Raw genomic sequence first — 20,063 nt, forward strand, 5'->3', positions numbered from 1 at the left:
GTGCCCAACACCGTAAGTGCCCAAAACCTATAAGTAACTCAACACACCAAGTAACCAGCACTTTCCGAGACTGAGGACGCTTGCGGACTCAGGTGACGTTATTTACTCTTTTATCGTCTTATGAGCAACCTTTCGGACACCAGTGCAGCTATTCCTGAGAAAGCAGCTCTTTTGGGGAACGTTTGGCACCAACAGCGACTATGGAGTCCGATAACATCGCAAATGTGGCACTTTTCAGCATTTAAGGTCATCTGGGTCCGATAGCTGCTGCGTATGTGCAAATGCGGTCTAGAGGCTCGAAGTTTGATCTCAACGATGATAAGAAGATAAACACGCACAAGCGTTCACACCAATCGATGCTCAAACCGTTTAAACCCTAAGTCCCCACCGCCAAACACGCCATGCAGTCAACACCAATAGATGCACAACACCAAGTAACCAGCATTACTCAAACTGAGGAGGAGGCTCGCGGACTCAGATGACGTTATTTTTTCATTTTTCGCCTTTTGAGCAACATTTCGGACTCCACTGCAGCTATTCCTGAGAAAACAGCTCTTTTGGGGCACCTTTGGCATCAATAGCGACGATGGAATCCGATAACATCGAAAATCCCTTAATTTTCAGCATTTAAGGTCCTCTGGGTCCGATAGCTGGTGCGTATGTACACAAATAAGTAGCTCAACACACCAAGTAACCAGCATTACTCAGACCGAGGAGGCTCGCGGACTCAGATGACCTTATTTGCTCATTTATCGCCTTTTGAGCAACGTTTCGGACTCCAGTGCAGCTATTCCTGAGAAAGCGGCTCTTTTGGGACACGTTTGGCACCAATAGCGACGATGGAGTCCGATAACATCGCAAATGTGGCACTTTTCAGCATTTAAGGTCATCTGGGTCCGATAGCTACTGCGTATGTGCAAATATGGTCTAGATGTTCGAAGTTTGATGTTCAACGATGATTAGTAGCTAAACACGCCCAAGCGTTCACACCAATCGATGCTCAAACCGTAAGTCCCCACCATCAAACTCGCCATGCAGTCAACAACAATAGATGCACAACACCAAGTAACCAGCATTACTCAGACCGAGGAGGCTCGCGGACTCAGATGACCTTATTTGCTCATTTATCGCCTTTTGAGCAACGTTTCGGACTCCAGTGCAGCTATTCCTGAGAAAGCGGCTCTTTTGGGGCACGTTTGATACCAATAGCGACGATGGAGTCCGATAACATCGAAAATTCCGCACTTTTCTGCATTTAAGGTCCTCTGGGTCCGATAGCTGCTGCATATGTGCAAAATAAGTAACTCATCACACCAAGTAACCATTTACTTTCTGAGGCTGAGGAAGCTTGCGGACTCAGATGACCTTATTTGCTCATTTATCGTCTTTTGAACAACGTTTCGGACTCCAGTGCAGCTATTCCTGAGAAAGCGGCTCTTTTGGGGCACGTTTGATACCAATAGCGATAATGGAGTCCGATAACATCGAAAATCCCACACTTTTCAGCATTTAAGGTCATCTGGGTCCGATAGCTGCTACGTAATGTACAAATGTGGTCTAGATGTTCGAAGTTTGATGTTCAACGATGATTAGTAGCTAAACACGCCCAAGCGTTCACACCAATCGATGCTCAAACCGTAATTCTCCACCGCCTACAAATAACTCAACACACCAGTAACCAGCACTTTCTGTTGCTGAGGAGGCTCGCGGACTCAGATGACCTTATTTGCTCATTTATCGCCTTTTGAACAACGTTTCGGACTCCAGTGCAGCTATTCCTGAGAAAGCGGCTCTTTTGGGGCACGTTTGATACCAATAGCGATAATGGAGTCCGATAACATCGAAAATCCCATACTTTTCAGTATTTAAGGTCCTCTGAGTCCGATAGCTGCTGCGTATGTGCAAATGTGATCTAGTCGTTCGAAGTTTAATGTTCAACGATGACTCGAATTTCAACATTTAGATCAAGAAGGAAGACAAAAGTACCCCGTGTGTGACCTCGAACTAAAACTCGCGCACGCAAAAACAGCCTTCCCGAAGGAAGGCTGTTAATTGACGTCCCGGAAGGGATTCGAACCCCTGACCGTGCGCTTAGAAGGCGCATGCTCTATCCAGCTGAGCTACCGGGACATATAAGAAATAAATACTATGTATTGACGCAACGATATTTATTATACCTTATTCAGCGGATTTTTCAAGTCAAAACAACTTAGAAAAATAATAAAAGAGTTTTCGGTGTGGTTTTTTCACACGTCAGCGTAACCACAGGAAATGAAAAGAACGGCATTTCTGCCGTCCTTTTCAGCGATTCCAGTGTACACTTTACAAGCCTTCGTTATTTACTCCAGCTTTCGAAAACGCTTCTCCAGCTGCTTTTTCAAATCCCCAAAAGTGAGTAATTCTCTTTGAAACTTGGAATGCTCATCTTCTGGCGACATGAAGTTGCTGCCTGTAAATGCACTCGAGGTCACATCTTGAAAAGCGTCATGCATATTGTTATCAAACCAATCGGTAGAGGTATCAGCATCATTAGTCAGAATACGGACAATCTCATATCCTTCTTCACGCCGATCCTCAACGATATACACCAAAAGCGCAGGATCACTAACAGCACCCGGCAAAACACCCACTTCTGCACAAGGCGCACCATCGTACTCCATCATTCTGCGAATTTTGGCGTCTTTAATATAATACACCTGTCATCCTTCCCTCCTGGCAAATTCCCCTCTCCCCTAGTGTTCGGATAAGGACATACATTTTATGCCTTCCTTCGGCATATATCTGTATTACTTGGCAAAAAAGTAAGGACAACAATCGCACAAAAGAGAGGATGAACCATCATGTGCGGAATAACCGGATTTATCCAGTGGCGCGGAGATCTCACTCAGCACTCGCAGCTGCTGGTCAAAATGACTGAAACTTTAGCAAACCGCGGCCCCGATGCAGCCGGAACCTGGATCTCAGGCCCCTGTGCTTTCGGTCACCGCAGACTTAGCGTTATCGATCCGGAGAACGGTGCCCAGCCCATGATCACCCGCCATGAGGAACAGGTATACGCGATTGTTTACAACGGCGAATTATATAACGCCCTCGAACTCAAACAAGAACTTAAGCAGCGAGGGCATCAATTCCGCACCCAGTGCGATACAGAGGTGCTGCTGCATTCCTATATCGAATGGGGCCCGGATTGCGCAGAGAAGCTCAATGGAATCTTTGCTTTTGCAGTATGGGACGGTCTTCGCGACCAAGTCTTTTTTGCACGTGACCGTTTAGGTGTGAAACCCCTGTTCTATAGCAAGGTTGATGATGTGCTAGTTTTTGGCTCAGAGCCTAAAGCGTTGCTGCAGCATCCTAAGGTACAACCAATTGTGGGTCCTGAAGGTCTCGCAGAAATCTTCATCATCGGTCCAGCGCGTACACCGGGTCATGGTGTTTATAAGGATATGCAAGAGCTTCGTCCAGGTCATGCTATGATCTATAGCCGTGAAGGTCTGCGCAGTTATGCCTATTGGAAGCTGGAGAGCGCAAAGCATACTGACAATGAAGCAGAGACAGCCGCTAAGGTGCGTGAACTGCTCCAAGATACACTCGAACGCCAACTGGTCTCAGACGTCCCTGTTTGCTCTCTTTTGTCGGGAGGGCTGGATTCCAGTGCGCTGACGGCACTTGCAGTGGATTACTACAACCGGAATGGTCAGGGACAAGTGGATACTTATTCCGTAGACTATGTAGATAACGACAAACATTTCAAAAGTCATATTTTCCAGCCGGGAGCAGATGGGCCGTGGATTAAACGAATGGTCGATGAATTGAATACAAACCACCACTACATCTCGTTCGATACCCCGGAGCTTGTAGAAGCGCTGGATAATGCTTTGTACACTAGGGATTTACCAGGGATGACCGATGTAGACTCTTCTTTGTACTTATTTTGCCGGGAGATTAAAAAGAACGCGACAGTAGCTATTTCCGGTGAAGCTGCGGATGAGATTTTTGGCGGATACCCTTGGTTCCACCGTGAGGAAATGCTCTCCTCAGGCACTTTTCCTTGGTCAGTTGCTCCGAAAATGCGTGCAAGTCTACTTTCCCCAGAAATTAACCAGTGGATTCGTCCACTGGAATATTTGGGTGACAGATATAGTGATGCGGTGGCTGAAGTTCCGAAGTTGGATGGAGAAACGGGAAAACAAGCACAAATGCGCGTAATGTCCTATCTGAATATCACCCGCTTTATGCCTACTCTGCTAGACCGTAAAGACCGAATGAGCATGGGCGCAGGGCTAGAGGTACGTGTTCCTTATTGTGATCACCGACTCGTTCAATATGTATTTAATATTCCGTGGGAAATCAAAAATCTGGGGGGCCGTGAAAAAGGGATTTTACGTAAATCTCTTGAAGGCATTCTTCCAGACGATGTGCTCTACCGCAAAAAAAGCCCTTACCCCAAAACTCATAATCCTGCCTATTTAAATGCGGTACGAACTCAGGTATTAAACATTCTGGATGACTCCACTTCACCCCTGCTTCCGTTAATTGATGCTGCCAAAATCCGTGAGATCGCCGCTTCCCCGGAATCCTCAACCAATCTGCCTTGGTTCGGCCAGCTCATGTCCGGTCCTCAGCTGTTTGCTTACCTCGCCCAAGTGGATCTCTGGCTGCTTAAATATAACATCTCCATCCAATAAGCGCGTAGAGAACTGAGATAATCGACAAGCCAAACAGCAAGTCACCGGATACGGGGACTTGCTGTTTGGCTTGTATTTGCAATAATTACTCTACGATCTTATCTGAACGATCCTTAAAGGTTAAAGTTGTCCGGGTCCGGGCCAAATCGATGGTCTTTGTTCAAGCCCTCGATAGCTTTGACATCCTCATCACTAAGCGTAAAGTCAAAGAATCCCGCATTCTCCTTGATTCGATCCGCATGTACGGATTTAGGTATCGTAATGACACCTTGCTGCAAATCCCAGCGAAGTACAATTTGAGCAGGGGTCTTGCCATACTTCTCAGCCAGCTCGTTTAAGAGCGGTAGATCAAGATTCCCTTGCATTAATGGACTCCATGCTTCAAGCTGAATGCTCTGTTCATTGGCATATTTCAGCAGCTCACGCTGAGTCAACAGCGGATGGAATTCCACCTGATTCACCACTGGTACCACTCCGGTATCCTCGATGATATCTTTCAGATGATGAACCTGAAAATTGCTCACGCCGATAGATTTGATGAGGCCCTCTTTTTGCAGATGAATTAAGGCCTTCCATGTCTCACGATATTTTCCTGCCACCGGCCAGTGTATGAGATACAGATCTAGATAGTCCAGACCTAGCTTGCGCCGGCTATCCTCGAACGCTTTTAGCGTAGACTCATAACCTTGATCAGGATTTCGTACTTTAGTCGTAATAAACAGCTCATCCCGGGCCACTCCACAATCACGAATAGCTTGTCCTACGCCTTCTTCGTTATTGTATCCGGCTGCCGTATCAATACTTCGATATCCTAATTCCACTGCGGTTTTGACCGCATGAATAACCTCTTCGCCATCTTTAGTCTTATACACGCCAAGACCCAGCCACGGCATGGTCACCCCATCATTTAAAGTAGGACCACCCGAGAACGGTGCATTCAATTCACTCATCACTTAACCCTCCAAGCTTATTGTTATTTCGTTAAACATACTTAACCTTTTTACCCACTTAAGAAGCAAACGCTACCATAAAAAGTATAGCAGATGGCTTCATCATTCCCCAAATCCTTACAAAAAAACGGAGGCGTAAGCGCCCCCGCTCTTCTTTATTTCTCAATTAGTTTGAAATCATCAAAATGGAATTCAGGAGAAACAATACAGGATACCAGCGTCGGCTCTTTGCCTAACGAACGCGCGGCCTGCCATACTCCCGCTGGAACAACCACTTGTGGCTGCTGGCCTGCAGCAATATCGAGACCCAGAATAACTTCCTGCACATCCTCAGGCTTATCTCCATTACCTCCGAGACTAAGCACGATTGGACTACCGGAATGCCACAACCAAACTTCATCGGACAATACAGTATGCCAATCAGATTGTTCGCCTTCGTGAAGTAAAAAATAAATTGAAGATGCCGAATGACGTGATCCAGAATAGCTATCGCCTAACACTTCCTGCGAAATTTCAAATTCCGAATTCCAAAGTCTTTTGTACCAACCACCCTCAACGTGAGGCTGTAATCCAAGCAGTTCAACTAGCGGTGAAATTTCTTTTTGCGTCACAGTAGCTTCTCTCCTTCAAAGTTAGCATGAACAACAATAGCTTCTTATGCATAAGGTTGTTTTTGCTTTTTACTTTAACGGAATAAGCTCGAATTGTAAAATCTATTTACTGTCCTTGCTCGCTTTGAAGACTTCCGCAATCGCTCCAAGACTTCCCAGCGTTTCAACAGCGCTAGTTGGCAAGAACACTTTATTAGCAGGGCCTTTGGCAATCTCAGCCAGAGCCTCGAAGGAACGATAAGCCAGTACATGCTCATCCAGACCTGCCGAACGAATCAGCTCAATGCGTGATTTTTCTGCTTCTGCCACGGCTTGAATCGCTTTAGCCTCACCGTGTGCTTCCAGTTCCTGCGCCTGGCGTGAACCCTCTGCTTGACGGATACGCGCTTCTTTATCGCCTTCTGCTTTTAGAATCTTACTCTGTTTATCCCCTTCAGCGCGTAGGATCATATCCTGCTTGGCAGCTTCCGCTTCCAAAACAATGGCACGTTTGCTCCGCTCTGCTTTCATCTGCTTATCCATCGCTTCCTGAATATCCAACGGCGGTTTGATATCGATAACTTCCACACGCTCGATCCGTACGCCCCACTTCTCAGTAGCTTCATCGAGAGCAAGACGGATATCCGTCGAAATCTTTTCCCGTCCAGACAAGGTCTCATCCAATTCCAGCTTACCGATGATTTGCCGCATCGTTGCCGTCGAAATGTTTCTTACCCCATAAACATAATCAGAAATACCATAAGTAGCTTCCTCTGGTCCAACCACCTGGTAGAAAATAATCGTATCAATCTGCACCTGCACGTTATCCTTTGTAATTACCGTTTGCGGAGGTACATTTGCTTGTTGAATCCGTAAATCATGGTAGGTGCGCACCTGATCAATTACAGGAATCAGAATGTTCAGCCCCGGTGTCAGCAGACGATTAAATTTACCGAGCCTTTCCACTACGCCTACCCGCTGCTGTGGTACGATTTTGACTGTTAATGCCACAAAAACTACGACCACTACAATAATAATTGCGATAATTGCCCATTGCATTAGTTCATTTCCCCCCATCGTTCTACTTCGATAATCGTCGTGCCTCTTTTCACTACTCTTACAACCTCATCCTTGCCCAGAGACTGTTCAGAGGTCGCGCTCCACGTATCTCCGCCTACCTTCACTTGCCCGTAACGTCCCTGCTCTATCGGCTCAACAACTACTCCTTGCCTACCGATGATTTCTGTACCTGTATCCTTGAACCCACGTGAATGGCGAAATCTAGAAACCAGTGGTTTCGAGAATATAGTCAGACCAAGTGCGACCAGTGATCCAAGGACCACCTGAAACAAAATGGCTTCGGGAACAATCAGCGACACCAAACCTGCGGCCAAAGCACCAATACTAAGCCACAATAAATAAAAAGTAAGCGTCATCATCTCTACAACAAACAGGACACCGGCTGCGATCAGCCAAAACACCCACACAACCATCGGTGAGCCCACCACCTTCCGTATGATACTACTATAACGAAAAGAAACATCGATGCGTTGCATAGTTCCATAAAAAAATATTTCAGGCATGTATATAATTTATATTCATTACATCGGTGGTTATGTGTTTCTTCATGAGTTTCTTGATAAAAGGCGAGTATACAAATCCAAAAGGGTTCACTTTTTGACGAGTCACTATAAATTAGAAAATTCTCCCCCTATATCACCTGATTTTATCCCTAGCGCAATTGCAAGCTATGCTTGAGAATAAGAGTTACCATCACCCATTTATATCTAATTCATCCTAATTATCCAACTTCCAAACATCCTCCTCTATTCATTCAAACCATACACAGCATGTTACATCTTTTAAAATCAATGAAACAGCAGCACACAAAAAGCATAAAAGAAAGCGCTTACTGATTGGGTAAGGCTTGATTTGGACCGCTGCTTTTTTGCTGCTGAATCTACGAATTGAACTTCAATAGAATGATAGGGACGCCAAGGGTGATGGTGCACTACAACCGACGGGAGGTGAAGGTCAGGACATCTTGCCGAAAAGAATTTCGAACTACACTTTGAATCTAGGAGGTAGAAATTCAATGATCTTCACGAAAAAAGCTTCACGCAAAACCTTTGCAATTGCGATGATCGCCGCGCTTGTTCTGACACTCTTTTCCACCCTGGGTGGCAGTCCCAAAACAGCCAACGCCGCACAGGATTACAAACTGGTTGGTTATTACGCTTCATGGGCCGCTTACGGGCGTGCTTACAATGTAACAGATATCGATCCTACCAAAATGAATGTCATTAACTACGCTTTTGCGGATATTTGTTGGAATGGCATTCATGGCAATCCCGACCCCACTGGCCCTAATCCGGTGACCTGGTCTTGCCAGAATGAACAAGGCCAAGCCATCAGCGTTCCGAACGGTACGATTGTTCTTGGTGACCCTTGGATTGACACTGGAAAAAGCTTCGGGGATGACAAATGGGATGATCCCATCAAAGGTAACCTGAAGCAGCTATGGAAGCTGAAGGAAAAGAACCCGAACCTGAAGACCCTAATCTCCGTTGGGGGCTGGACCTGGTCGAACCGTTTCTCGGATGTAGCTGCGACAGCTGCGACCCGTGAGGTTTTTGCCAATTCCGCGGTTGATTTTATTCGAAAATACAAGATGGACGGCGTGGATCTCGACTGGGAATATCCAGTAAGTGGTGGACTCGCAGGCAATAGCTACCGTCCTGAAGATAAAGAAAACTATGTACTGCTGCTGCAAAAAGTTCGCGAAAAGCTAAATGCAGCCGGCGCGGCGGATGGAAAAACCTATCTGCTGACCATTGCTTCCGGGGCAGGCCCAACGTATATCAACAACAATAACCTGGCCGGCATTGCTTCCGTTGTCGACTGGATCAATATTATGACCTATGACTTTAATGGGAGCTGGAACACCACCACCGGACATAATGCTCCGTTGTACTATGATCCCGCAGCTTCCGCTTCGGGCTTAACCGAACCGCAAAATTTTAACATCGATAAAGCGGTAACCTCCTATCTTGCGAATGGTGTACCTGCGAACAAGCTTGTACTTGGCATGGCTTTTTACGGTCGTGGTTGGGGCGGAGCTCCGGCTTCAGGAAACGGCCAATATCAGGTATCCGCTGGCATCTCACCAACAGGAACATGGGAAAAAGGCAGCTATGATTTCTATGATCTCGAAGCTAATTATATCAACAAAAACGGCTATACCCGCTATTGGAATGATACATCCAAAGTGCCTTATCTCTATAATCCAACAAATCAAAGCTTTATCAGCTATGACGACGTAGAATCCTTTGGCCACAAGATCAGCTACCTGAAGTCCAAGGGTCTTGCAGGTGTCATGTTCTGGGAAACAAGTGGTGACCGGAACAAAACATTAACCAACAAACTAAACGCCGATCTTGGTGGCGGAGTGGTGCAGCCGACACCGACACCATCCACATCACCAACACCTACGGCAACTCCAACTCCTACGGCAACAGCAACGCCAACGCCAACTGCAACCGTGACGCCAACCCCAACGCCTACACCGGGACAATGTTCGGCAGCGGCCTGGGGTGCAACAACCGTATACACTGGCGGACAGCGTGTCTCCTACAATGGCTCAGTCTATGAAGCCAAGTGGTGGACGCAAGGGGATCGTCCTGATCTTAGCGGACCTGATGGGGTCTGGAAATTCATCAGCGTATGCGGAACAGCGACACCAACGCCAACTGCAACTGTGGTCCCAACTTTAACACCTACGGTAGTACCAACGCCTACCGCAACCGTTGCACCTACGCCTACTGTCGCGCCAACGCCAACTGCAACCGTTGCACCTACGCCAACTCCTTTGCCTACCGCTACACCTACTTCGGAAGGGTCTAGCTGGGGAACAGGCGTTGCGTACAAAACAGGTGATGTCGTCGCCTACAACGGAAAAACATATACCTGCTTGCAGCCCCACACTTCACTTCAGGGCTGGGAGCCAGCCACCACACCTGCTCTTTGGAAGCTCAATTAAAGTCATGCAGGAAGCAGCGTTCCCTAAATAACATTATCCCCCCCCTTGGAGGTATATTAAATATGATTGCAAAAGCACGTGCTAAGCGCAAAATATCCATAAGTTACCTTGCTGCGCTAATGAGCCTAATCGTTCTGGTTCCACTTTACACCGGGACAGGTGCATCCTTACCAGTGGCCCATGCAACGGAAACAACACCTTCCGCTCCCGCTCCAGCAGCTGACCATCCTCGCAAAATCGTTGCTTACTTCCCAGAGTGGGGCGATCAGGAGAACAAAGGATTTTACACCGTAGACAAAATTCCGTGGGATAAAATTACCCATATTAACTACGCCTTCGCCAAGGTAAATCCTCAAACGAACAAGATTGATCTCATGGACCGTACAGCTGCAATCGAAAAAGACTATCCCGGTCAGCTGACTACCCTGCCTTTTAAGGGGCATTTTAACCAACTGATCAAGTACAAACAGCTCTATCCTGATGTACGCACCCTGATTTCTGTTGGCGGCTGGTCGGGTTCCGGAGGATTCTTCAACATGGCGAATTCGGAAGCCGGGCGAGAAGCTTTTGCCAATAGTGTTGTGGATTTTCTGCGTACCTATCAGTTCAACGGAGTGGACATCGATTGGGAGTACCCTTCTGGCACTGGGCAGTCCGGTAATCCTAACGATTTTGCCGTGGCAGAACCGCTGCGTACAGTTAATTACAACAACTACGTTCTTCTTATGAAAAAACTTCGCGAAAAGCTCGATCTGGCAGGTTCACAAGACAATCAGAAATATGACCTGACTATTGCGGCCACCGCCTCTTCCTGGATTCTTGGGGGCATGAAGCTTGGGGAAGCCAATCAGTATTTAGACTGGGCGAACCTTATGACCTATGATTTCCATGGTGCGTGGAATGGTTATGTAGGGCCGCATTCTGCACTGTACCCGGATTCCCGCGATACTGAAACTGCTGCGCTGGGTACTCCGGTTCTGAATACCGACTGGGCGGTCCGATACTATCTCGGTACGCTTCCTCCGGAAAAAATCGTGATCGGAGTTCCTTATTATTCACGAGGCTGGAAAAATGTGAATGGAGGCATCAACAATACCGGCTTTTACGGCACAGCTCCGACAACCGGTGGGGGAGCAGATGGCCAATACGGCATCTGGAATGATCCCGCACCAGAGCAGCCTGCTGGTGCAAATCCGATCTGGCATGTGCTAAATCTGCTCAAAGATCCAGCGAATAAACGTTACTTCGATCCTGTTACCAAAACACCGTACTTGTTCAACGCAGACAAGAAGGTTTTTCTTACGTATGAAGATAAGGAATCTCTAGGCTACAAGCTGGATTACATTAAACAAAAAGGCTTGGGAGGCATGATGTTCTGGGAATTAACGGGCGATTACTCTGAGCAGAGCGATGGCACTTATACGTACGGCAATTCTCTGACCGATTTTGCCTATGATCAGCTGAAGACAGCCTCGCCGCCGGGCGGAGCTCCTAAGCCGCAGTTGCCTGAACCTAAAAACTTCAACCTCAGCTTCAGCGGCGCCTATGATCATCCGAACTATACCTATTCATTAAAAATAACGAACAATACCGGCACAGATATTTCCGGTGGCTGGAAGCTGGAATTCGACCTGCCAACAACTACAACCCTAACCTCGGCATGGGGAGCCGGTAGCGTTGAGCAAATCTCCACGGCCTGGGATTTCAACCGCTACCGTATTACAGGCACAGCTACTCAAACTATTGCGAATGGAGCTTCACTTGAAATTCCGGGTATGATGAAGCTGAATTTTTCAGGCGGTCCACAGCGAATCACCCTGAACGGAAACTCGTCCCAACAGGAATACGATAAACTGTACGGAGGCATTACGCCAACACCAACACCGTCTGCATCACCGACACCAACACCGACTCCTACGACTACACCAACACCAACGGCTACACCAACGGCAACACCGACTCCGACCGCAACCGTGACGCCAACGCCAACTGTAGCGCCAACACCTACTCCTACGCCGGGACAATGCTCGGCAGCGACCTGGAATGCGGCAACCGCATATACTGGCGGACAACGCGTTTCCTACAACGGTTCACTCTATGAAGCCAAGTGGTGGACACAGGGAGATCGTCCCGATCTTAGCGGACCGGAGGGTGTCTGGAAATACATCAGCGTGTGTGGAACAGCAACGTCTACACCAACGGCAACTGTAACTCCAACGGTAACACCGACTTTGACACCAACGGTGGCACCGACGCCTACAGCAACCGTAACACCCACGCAAACTCCATTACCGACTGCTACACCTACTTCGGGAGGGTCTAGCTGGGTAACAGGAGTTGCTTATAAAGTAGGTGATGTCGTTGCCTACAGTGGAAAAACGTATACCTGCTTGCAGCCTCACACTTCACTTCAGGGGTGGGAGCCAGCTTCCACACCTGCTCTTTGGAAGCTGATATAATCCGGTAATCTCTTTGATTCCAACAAGGAGAACATCCCATTATTAGTGCAGAGTCATACTCATTCTCTGGGGCTTACGTTAAGGACCCAGTTGACGTTATTTACAAATTTCAAGCCTTTGGAGCTATGTTTCGGACTCCAGTGCTGCTATTCCTTATGAAATGCTTCTTTTGGGGTGTTTTTCGTGCCCATAGCGACTTTGGGGTCCAGTAGAATCTCAATTATCGGAAATAGCTACGTTTAAAGGTCAGCTGTGTCCGGGTGGCAGCTTCATACGGGTAAATGTGTTAGAATCGAACGAAGTTTGAGGCTTAGTTCAAAGGGAAGGTATAAAAAACGGGGGCGCCCAGCAGCCATTTCGCGGCTTTTGGACACCCCCACTTTTATAAAAAACTCTATTCCGGCGATAGGCCGCCTTCAGCCGCCAGTTTCTTCTCCAGCTTCGCCGTCAGCAGTCGCAGTGCAGTTCCTCGATGGCTGATCTGCTGCTTCTCTTCCAGCGTAAGCTCGGCCATAGTTTTTTCATGTTCCGACAGGTAGAATAGCGGGTCGTAACCGAAACCACCGGCACCTGATGGTTCTGAAGTAATCCAACCTTCGACCGCACCTTCTGCGGTTAGCTCCTGCTTGGAAACTGGATCGTACAGCGATAAAGTACAGACGAACCTAGCCGTGCTCAGCAAAGGCTGATCTGTGTCTTCCCCCTGTTTCAATCTCTCTAGCTCGCTAAGCAGCTTTAGGTTATTTTCCCCATCCGTAGCATCTTCACCTGCAAAACGTGCAGAGTACACACCAGGTCTGCCATCCAAAGCATCTACACAAAGACCCGAATCATCAGCGAGTACCGGAATTCCAAGTGCGTCACCTACGGCTTTGGATTTTTTAAATGCGTTTTCTGCAAAAGTAGCTCCGTCTTCTACCACATCGGGCAGATGCGGATAGTCATACATACTCTTAACTGTCAGGCCCAGCGGGGCAAAAGCGTGCTCGAATTCGCGCACCTTCCCCTTATTCTTCGTAGCGACAATGAGAATATTGCCCGTGGAATTCATGTTACACCTCTTGGCCCGGCTGGCCGGAAGGGATTTTCAGAGCAATCGCTCCGAGCGCTTCTTTTTGTGCGGCAATCAGTTCATAAATCCCTTTCTCACCTAGACCCAATAAAAGATCCAGCTCTTGACGCGAGAATGGTCTTTCTTCGCCAGTTCCTTGTACCTCAACAAAAGCACCGCCGCCGGTCATGACTACATTCATATCCACTTTGGCTTTGGAATCCTCTTCATAATTCAGATCGAGCAGTGTTTTATCCCCTACAACACCTACACTAATTGCTCCCAAAAAGTCTGTTATAGGAAAAACAGCCAGCTTGTGCTGTAGTGCAATTTTATTAATAGCAAATGCCATGGCAACAAAAGCGCCTGTTATCGAAGCCGTCCGAGTTCCCCCATCCGCCTGAATCACATCACAATCCAGCGTAATGCTGCGTTCACCTAACGCTTGTAAATTCACCACGGAGCGAAGCGCACGGCCGATCAGCCGTTGGATTTCCATTGTACGTCCGGTAAGTTTACCGCGTGCAGCTTCACGTTGATTACGGGACTGGGTGGCCCGTGGAAGCATCGAATATTCGGCAGTTACCCAGCCTTTTCCTTGTCCTTTAAGAAACGGAGGCACTTTTTCCTCTACAGTAGCCGTACAAATGACTTTGGTGTCTCCCATCTCAATGATCACGGAGCCCTCAGCATATTTATTCGTTTGGGTCGTTATTGTCAGCGGCCGTAATTGGTCGTCAGTTCGCCCGTTTGATCTCATCTTTTCTGCCTCCTACATCGTATAGCTAATAGTTTAGTGTGAGTCCCGTTTCCCTGTTGTTCATTGCGGCAGTACACCGTTCGGGACGTTACGTCTTTTTGAGCAACTTTTATTCTACCAAAGAGGAGGCACAAAAGCATCTTTTAAACCTTAGAAGGTCATTCTATAACGGGAGCTCGTTCAAAAATTCAGGTGCAGAAACAGGTTTGCTATAATCCACATTGTCAGTGTCAGTAATCGATTGTTTGCCGTTCAAACGAATTTGAACCAGAGCATCTTCCGTATTTTGCGCAACAGTCAGAACAACCGATTCCAGCAATTCGGCAGGAACTTCCTTCCCATCTGCGAACATATCGTCAGTCAAGGATACAGTAACAACACCGTTTTGTCCGGCTTCAACCGAATCAAGTGATGTGCCCTGTGTCATAACCATTTCCAGACCGTCTCCGGATTCAGGTCCCGCAATCAGTTCATTGATAGCAGCAGTCAGCTGTTCTTGCCCTGCGGGTACAAAGCGCGTAACCGGAACATAATATTGGATACCGTCAGGAGATGTTGTGGAAAAATAAACAGTAACCGCACTAGAGTTCATCAAAGATGGACCTTGTTTAGGCAGGTTAATGCCCATTGTGCGGGACAGCGGGCGATCCAGCGGAGTACCTTGAAGCGGCATTTCCGTAAGCTTTTTACCATCTACCCAGAACTGTACACCTTTAATGTCATCTTGACCGGTCAGCGTCCAAGTGATCGCTTCAAGGATTTTGCGTTCATCCGCAGCATCGTAGTTGTTAAATTCCGAATTGAACTCAACAACTGCCAGATTCGACTTGTCTACCGTAATGCTTTGCACCTCAGTTCCAGCTGGTAGAATGCCTTGGAAGCCTTCTGGCAATGAGGACGCATATTCTCCCTTATTCACTAATGCCATTAAAGAGTTCTTGAGCGTGCTGGAATCTTTGCTTTTTGGCAGATTTAGCGACACTGGAGCGAGTAAGCCGTTTCCATCTTCCAAATATACGGTCGTCCGGTCACCGGAAGCCGTTGTTTTATCCGTTGCTTTAGCGGTTTTGGTGCTGTCCTTAACAGCTGTTTGTGCATCATCCTGAGCCACTGGACCAAATACACCTGAATCCAAAGTGTTATTTCCCTCTGTCTGTAGCATCTGCGCTTCAACCTCAGGTGGCGGAGCATCAATCGATGCTGATTCCGAACCGAACAAGCCACAACCGGACAGTGCCAGTGGAACTGCGAGTAGGCAGACCGCGGAAATCCCGCGGATTTGTTGCATTGTTTTCATCATTTATTACCCCTTTCAAGGTTAGATAGCATTTGTACTGCTATGTATACGAGACCTTTGTCCAAAAAATAACAACTGCTTATCCTAAATTGTTGGAAAAGCCTGTGTACTTTATTTTCAGGTTGGGTTGGATCTAGATTTTAATTCACATAGACTACGCTTTCTGGACAAATACTTCTTCTAAACGTACAATCTGAGATAACACCAGCGCTTAACATCATGCTAACGAACGTTGTAATGCAAAGACTTAACTTACGAGGTGACTAATCATGGCTGATGAACCAATCGCAAAAATACCTTACAGTCTGAACAGCAAGGCAGTCGCAGATGCGACCAAAGTGTGGTTGAATAAGCGTGGAGTGAACCTGCAGGAAATCGCAGAGCTCGTTATGTTTCTGCAAAAAAAATATTATCCAAACTTAACAATGGAAGAATGTGTCCATAACGTTGAGATGGTACTCAGCAAACGGGAAGTGCAAAATGCAGTACTTACGGGCATTCAATTGGACATGCTCGCGGAGGAGGGGAAGTTGTTTCCGCCGCTTCAGGATATGATCGAAAATGATGAGGGATTATACGGAGTGGATGAGATTCTGGCTTTCTCCATCGTAAATGTATACGGCAGCATTGGCTTCACCAACTATGGTTATGTGGACAAGCTTAAGCCAGGCGTTCTTGAACGGTTGAACGACAAAAACACCGGGCAGATCCACACCTTTCTCGACGATATCGTCGGAGCTGTAGCCGCTGCAGCTAGTAGCCGAATCGCACACCGTAAGCAAGCGGAGCGTGAGATAGACCTCGAACTTCCGCATTCACCTGAGGATCGCGAAGAAGCTGCAAGGAAACTTGCAGAACATGAAAAACAACCGGAGTAACCGGTGTTTTGGGTACACTCTGAGAATTAAAAAGCGATTGTTTCGTAACCCTTGCGGGTTATGAGACAATCGCTTTTTTGAGGTTGGGTTGGGTTGGGTTGGGTTGGGTTGGGTTGGGTTGGGTTGGGTTGGGTTGGCTTGGCTTGGCTTGGGTTGGGTTGGCTTGGGTTGGCTTGGGTTGGGTTGGCTTGGCTTGGGACCGTTTTAGGGAAAAACTCCCTAAAAAATACCGAAAATCGTTCAAAACCTAAGGTATTAGGGAATTCTTCCCTAATAACTCTACGAAAACCTTAATTTATAGCTACATTCGTAGAATATTAGGGAGAAATTCCCTAATATCCGCTCTACACCTCAACAATCCTCAAAAAACAGGGAGGAATTCCCCAATTAGTCAATACCAATACTTAGTTACTCGACAAGATGTGTTTCTACCCACGAATAGCGGCATCTGAGTCCGAATGATCTGTGGGACCGTTTTAGGGAAAAACTCCCTAAAAAATACCGAAAATCGTTCAAAACCTAAGGTATTAGGGAATTCTTCCCTAATAACTCTACGAAAACCTTAATTTATAGCTACATTCGTAGAATATTAGGGAGAAATTCCCTAATATCCGCTCTACACCTCAACAATCCTCAAAAAACAGGGAGGAATTCCCCAATTAGTCAATACCAATACTTAGTTACTCGACAAGATGTGTTTCTACCCACGAATAGCGGCATCTGAGTCCGAATGATCTGTGTGACGTATAAGTAAAGTAATCAAACATTAGTTGGTAATGCGATCGGACTCAGGTGACACTATTTCCATAAAACACCCTTAATTTAGTCACTTTCGGACTCCAGAGTCGCTATTCACTCAAAAATGACCAATAACTCCCCTCTGCACTAGCAATAACGCCTCCCCGGTCCGATACTAACCTCAAAAGTCCCAAAATCCACGAATAGCTGCATCTATGTCCGAATGATCTGTGTGACGCATAAGTAAAGTAATCAAATGTTAGTCCGAATGTTCAGCCTGACGCATGAGTTAAGTAATCAAATGTTAGTTTGGTAATGCGTTCGGACTCAGGTGACACTATTTCCATAAAACACCCTTGATTTAGTCACTTTCGGACTCCAGAGTCGCTATTCACTCAAAAATGACCAATAACTCCCCTCTGCACTAGCAATAACGCCTCCCCGGTCCGATACTAACCTCAAAAGCCCCAAAACCCACGAATAGTGGCATCTGAGTCCGAATGACCTGTGTAACGCGTAAGCAAAGTAATCAAATGTTAGTCCAAATGATCAGCCTAACGCATGAGTATGTAATCAAAGATTAGTTTGGTATGCGATCGGACTGAGGAGCTCAATATTCATATAAATAGCACCGAATTATACTCTCTCCTTAGTCACTAAAACCAAAACCCAAAAAAAGAGCAGTCCCAATAACACAGGACTGCTCTGTACCTCTACTCGATCATAACCTTCACATCTCAATTCATTTCATCAATCATCATTCATCACTCATCACTCATCATTCATCACTCTTCGAGCCCGCTAGAAACTCTAACTAACATGGTCTCCAGCACTTTCAGATGCTGCAAACAATATAGCACCGTCCGCCTCTATCATCACAGCCCGCTCCCGGCGCATCAGCTCCTCTAAATGCGCCAGTGTCTCACTCATCGCAAAGCGCATCTGGTGAACGGTGGTTACCCGGCTGCGAAACAGAATTTCGCAGACTGCGAAGCCGCTCAGCGGGCCGTTTGCGAGCAAGGCTGCCGTGGTATCCAGCCGCTCCTCATGATGAGCGAGCAGGCTGCTGACCCGGTGCGTGAAGCCCGTGAACGGTTCCCGATGGCCCGGGAACGCCATGCTGACCGGATAGCTGCCCAGCTCCCGCAGCCCCTGAAGAAACGTCTGCAGCGGCTGTGGATCGCTGCCTGGAAGCAGGCTGACATTGGGCGAAATCTGCGGCAGCACAGCATCGCCGCAGATCATTTGCCCGCTGTCCGCATGATAAAAGCTCACATGTCCCGGTGCATGTCCGCCAGTTACAATCAATTGCCATTCACGGCCCCCCATCCCGAAAGGCTCTACCTCATTCAGATAAGTTACAACCGGCTGCGGCTCCACTTGAGCGTCAAAGCTCTCCAAATGCGTTTTTATTCCACTCGACCATTCTTCCGACATTCCGTGTCCAATGAAATATAACGGCAAAACTTCATTGATATCCGTGTCACTGCCCCACATCAACATCGCTTCGGCATGAGCACGTTCAGTCATCCATACCTTACATCCGGTCTGTAACTGCAACCATCCCGCCAATCCATAATGATCGGGATGATGATGTGTTACGACGATATCCCGCACGTCCTTCCACGACAATCCCAGCTCCTGCAGGATCGCCTGCCAGCATTTTTCTGTCTCCGGGCTACGCGGACCGGGATCAATAATAGTAATTCTGCCATCCTCATCGGGCAGAATATAGCTGTTCACTTGACGAAGCGGCGAGTCCATGGGCACCGAGACCTGAAGAATGTTCTCGTCCCATGAAGTGATATCCGCCTTAGACATGGTGCGATCACCGCCTTTGAATCTTTTTCCTGATACCATTACGATCGAATTCCACTAAAAATCATCCGCGTGGAGCTTTCTGCATTATAAACCTCATCTTCATAGCTGCCATGCACAGCTTCGAGCTGTAAACCCGCTTCCTCGATCATCCCGCTGAATTTCTCCAAGGAATACAGCTTCACACGTTCATGATATTGGCGAGGTGTAGAATCATTTTTAGAGGTTAAAATGATGTCCTTCTTCACGTACCCATCCTCGATCCGCCGCGACTCATCAATCAGATTTTTTCCATCCTCGCGGGTAGAATGCGGCACCAGATGACGAATCACATACGCAGGATTCAGATAATCAATAACAAACTTGCCACCCGGCTTCAACATCCGATAGATTTCACGCAAAACCTTTACCTGCTCCTCATCCTCTTCAAAATAACCAAAGGAAGTGAATAGATTAACCACAGCATCGAAACCTCCAGTTAACGGTAGGTCACGCATGTCAGAACGCAGCCAAGTTAGCTGCTCCGCTCCTGTTTGAGATCTTGCCTCACGCAGCAATACCTCTGATAAGTCCACTCCAGTTACCTCGTACCCTGCTTCCGCAAGCGCCAGTGAATGACGTCCCATCCCACAACATAAATCCAGCACTTTGGAGCCTGGCGGTAGTCCCAGCCACGAGATCATTCGTTCAACTTCTTTACGAGCTCCACCAAAGTCTCGATGTTTGTATACGACCAGATAATCCTCTCCGAAGCTCTTTTCATACCATTCAGTCATGTTGTCTCTCCTCCCACAGGCG

14 protein-coding genes and 1 tRNA gene are annotated in these 20,063 nt (G+C 47.3%); 4 read left to right on the plus strand and 11 right to left on the minus strand.

Annotation, left to right across the window (positions count from 1 at the left end; all coding sequences use genetic code 11):
- Positions 1 to 2,056: 2,056 nt before the first annotated feature.
- Both MHH86_RS24780 and MHH86_RS24785 read right to left on the minus strand, forming a co-directional pair.
- A tRNA-Arg gene (locus MHH86_RS24780) sits at positions 2,057 to 2,130 on the minus strand.
- Positions 2,131 to 2,339: 209 nt separating this feature from the next.
- The gene (locus tag MHH86_RS24785) at positions 2,340 to 2,696 is read right to left on the minus strand and encodes a hypothetical protein (protein WP_036686975.1); all 357 of its coding nucleotides are present in this window, start codon (positions 2,694 to 2,696) and stop codon (positions 2,340 to 2,342) included.
- Between the two features lie 144 nt (positions 2,697 to 2,840).
- On the opposite strand from MHH86_RS24785, the gene asnB reads away from it, so the two are divergent.
- Positions 2,841 to 4,685, plus strand: a complete 1,845-nt coding sequence (gene asnB / locus MHH86_RS24790; RefSeq protein ID WP_342479468.1) for an asparagine synthase (glutamine-hydrolyzing) — start codon at positions 2,841 to 2,843, stop codon at positions 4,683 to 4,685.
- Positions 4,686 to 4,798: 113 nt separating this feature from the next.
- Here asnB and MHH86_RS24795 read toward each other — a convergent pair whose 3' ends face one another.
- The 4 genes from MHH86_RS24795 to MHH86_RS24810 form a co-directional block, all read right to left on the minus strand.
- Positions 4,799 to 5,635 carry an aldo/keto reductase gene (locus MHH86_RS24795; protein WP_342479469.1) on the minus strand — a complete coding sequence of 279 codons (837 nt, stop codon included), beginning with the start codon at positions 5,633 to 5,635 and terminating at the stop codon, positions 4,799 to 4,801.
- A 155-nt stretch (positions 5,636 to 5,790) separates the two neighbouring features.
- On the minus strand, positions 5,791 to 6,246 hold the full coding sequence (locus MHH86_RS24800; RefSeq protein ID WP_036686965.1) for a cupin domain-containing protein: 456 nt from the start codon (positions 6,244 to 6,246) through the stop codon (positions 5,791 to 5,793).
- A 102-nt stretch (positions 6,247 to 6,348) separates the two neighbouring features.
- Positions 6,349 to 7,284 (minus strand): SPFH domain-containing protein, encoded by a 936-nt coding sequence (locus MHH86_RS24805; protein ID WP_076129203.1) that lies wholly within the window; start codon positions 7,282 to 7,284, stop codon positions 6,349 to 6,351.
- Positions 7,284 to 7,808 carry an NfeD family protein gene (locus MHH86_RS24810; protein ID WP_256718601.1) on the minus strand — a complete coding sequence of 175 codons (525 nt, stop codon included), beginning with the start codon at positions 7,806 to 7,808 and terminating at the stop codon, positions 7,284 to 7,286. The genes MHH86_RS24805 and MHH86_RS24810 overlap by 1 nt, the downstream gene beginning before the upstream one ends.
- A gap of 512 nt (positions 7,809 to 8,320) precedes the next feature.
- Between MHH86_RS24810 and MHH86_RS24815 the strand changes: the two genes are divergently transcribed.
- Together MHH86_RS24815 and MHH86_RS24820 are read left to right on the plus strand one after the other, a co-directional pair.
- Complete coding sequence (locus MHH86_RS24815; protein ID WP_342479470.1) at positions 8,321 to 10,264, plus strand: glycosyl hydrolase family 18 protein; 1,944 nt, start codon at positions 8,321 to 8,323, stop codon at positions 10,262 to 10,264.
- 62 nt (positions 10,265 to 10,326) lie between these two features.
- The gene (locus MHH86_RS24820; protein ID WP_342479471.1) at positions 10,327 to 12,723 is read left to right on the plus strand and encodes a glycosyl hydrolase family 18 protein; all 2,397 of its coding nucleotides are present in this window, start codon (positions 10,327 to 10,329) and stop codon (positions 12,721 to 12,723) included.
- A 394-nt stretch (positions 12,724 to 13,117) separates the two neighbouring features.
- On the opposite strand, the gene MHH86_RS24825 is transcribed toward MHH86_RS24820, so the two are convergent.
- From MHH86_RS24825 to MHH86_RS24835, 3 genes are all read right to left on the minus strand, one after another.
- Positions 13,118 to 13,774, minus strand: a complete 657-nt coding sequence (locus tag MHH86_RS24825; RefSeq protein WP_038573081.1) for an XTP/dITP diphosphatase — start codon at positions 13,772 to 13,774, stop codon at positions 13,118 to 13,120.
- Position 13,775: 1 nt separating this feature from the next.
- Complete coding sequence (rph, locus tag MHH86_RS24830; RefSeq protein ID WP_036686952.1) at positions 13,776 to 14,534, minus strand: ribonuclease PH; 759 nt, start codon at positions 14,532 to 14,534, stop codon at positions 13,776 to 13,778.
- Positions 14,535 to 14,697: 163 nt separating this feature from the next.
- Positions 14,698 to 15,831 carry a GerMN domain-containing protein gene (locus MHH86_RS24835; RefSeq protein ID WP_170914313.1) on the minus strand — a complete coding sequence of 378 codons (1,134 nt, stop codon included), beginning with the start codon at positions 15,829 to 15,831 and terminating at the stop codon, positions 14,698 to 14,700.
- 269 nt (positions 15,832 to 16,100) lie between these two features.
- Here MHH86_RS24835 and MHH86_RS24840 point away from each other — a divergent pair, with 269 nt between their 5' ends.
- On the plus strand, positions 16,101 to 16,709 hold the full coding sequence (locus MHH86_RS24840) for a phosphatidylglycerophosphatase A (protein WP_036686950.1): 609 nt from the start codon (positions 16,101 to 16,103) through the stop codon (positions 16,707 to 16,709).
- Between the two features lie 1,548 nt (positions 16,710 to 18,257).
- Here MHH86_RS24840 and MHH86_RS24845 read toward each other — a convergent pair.
- Together MHH86_RS24845 and MHH86_RS24850 are read right to left on the minus strand one after the other, a co-directional pair.
- Complete coding sequence (locus tag MHH86_RS24845; RefSeq protein WP_342479472.1) at positions 18,258 to 19,268, minus strand: MBL fold metallo-hydrolase; 1,011 nt, start codon at positions 19,266 to 19,268, stop codon at positions 18,258 to 18,260.
- A 38-nt stretch (positions 19,269 to 19,306) separates the two neighbouring features.
- Entirely contained in the window at positions 19,307 to 20,041 is a 735-nt protein-coding gene (locus tag MHH86_RS24850; protein ID WP_036679547.1) for a class I SAM-dependent methyltransferase, read from the minus strand.
- Between the last annotated feature and the right edge of the window lie 22 nt (positions 20,042 to 20,063).

Origin of the sequence: Paenibacillus sp. FSL F4-0097 (assembly GCF_038593125.1) — a bacterium.
GTDB classification, from domain to species: domain Bacteria; phylum Bacillota; class Bacilli; order Paenibacillales; family Paenibacillaceae; genus Paenibacillus_AQ; species Paenibacillus_AQ odorifer.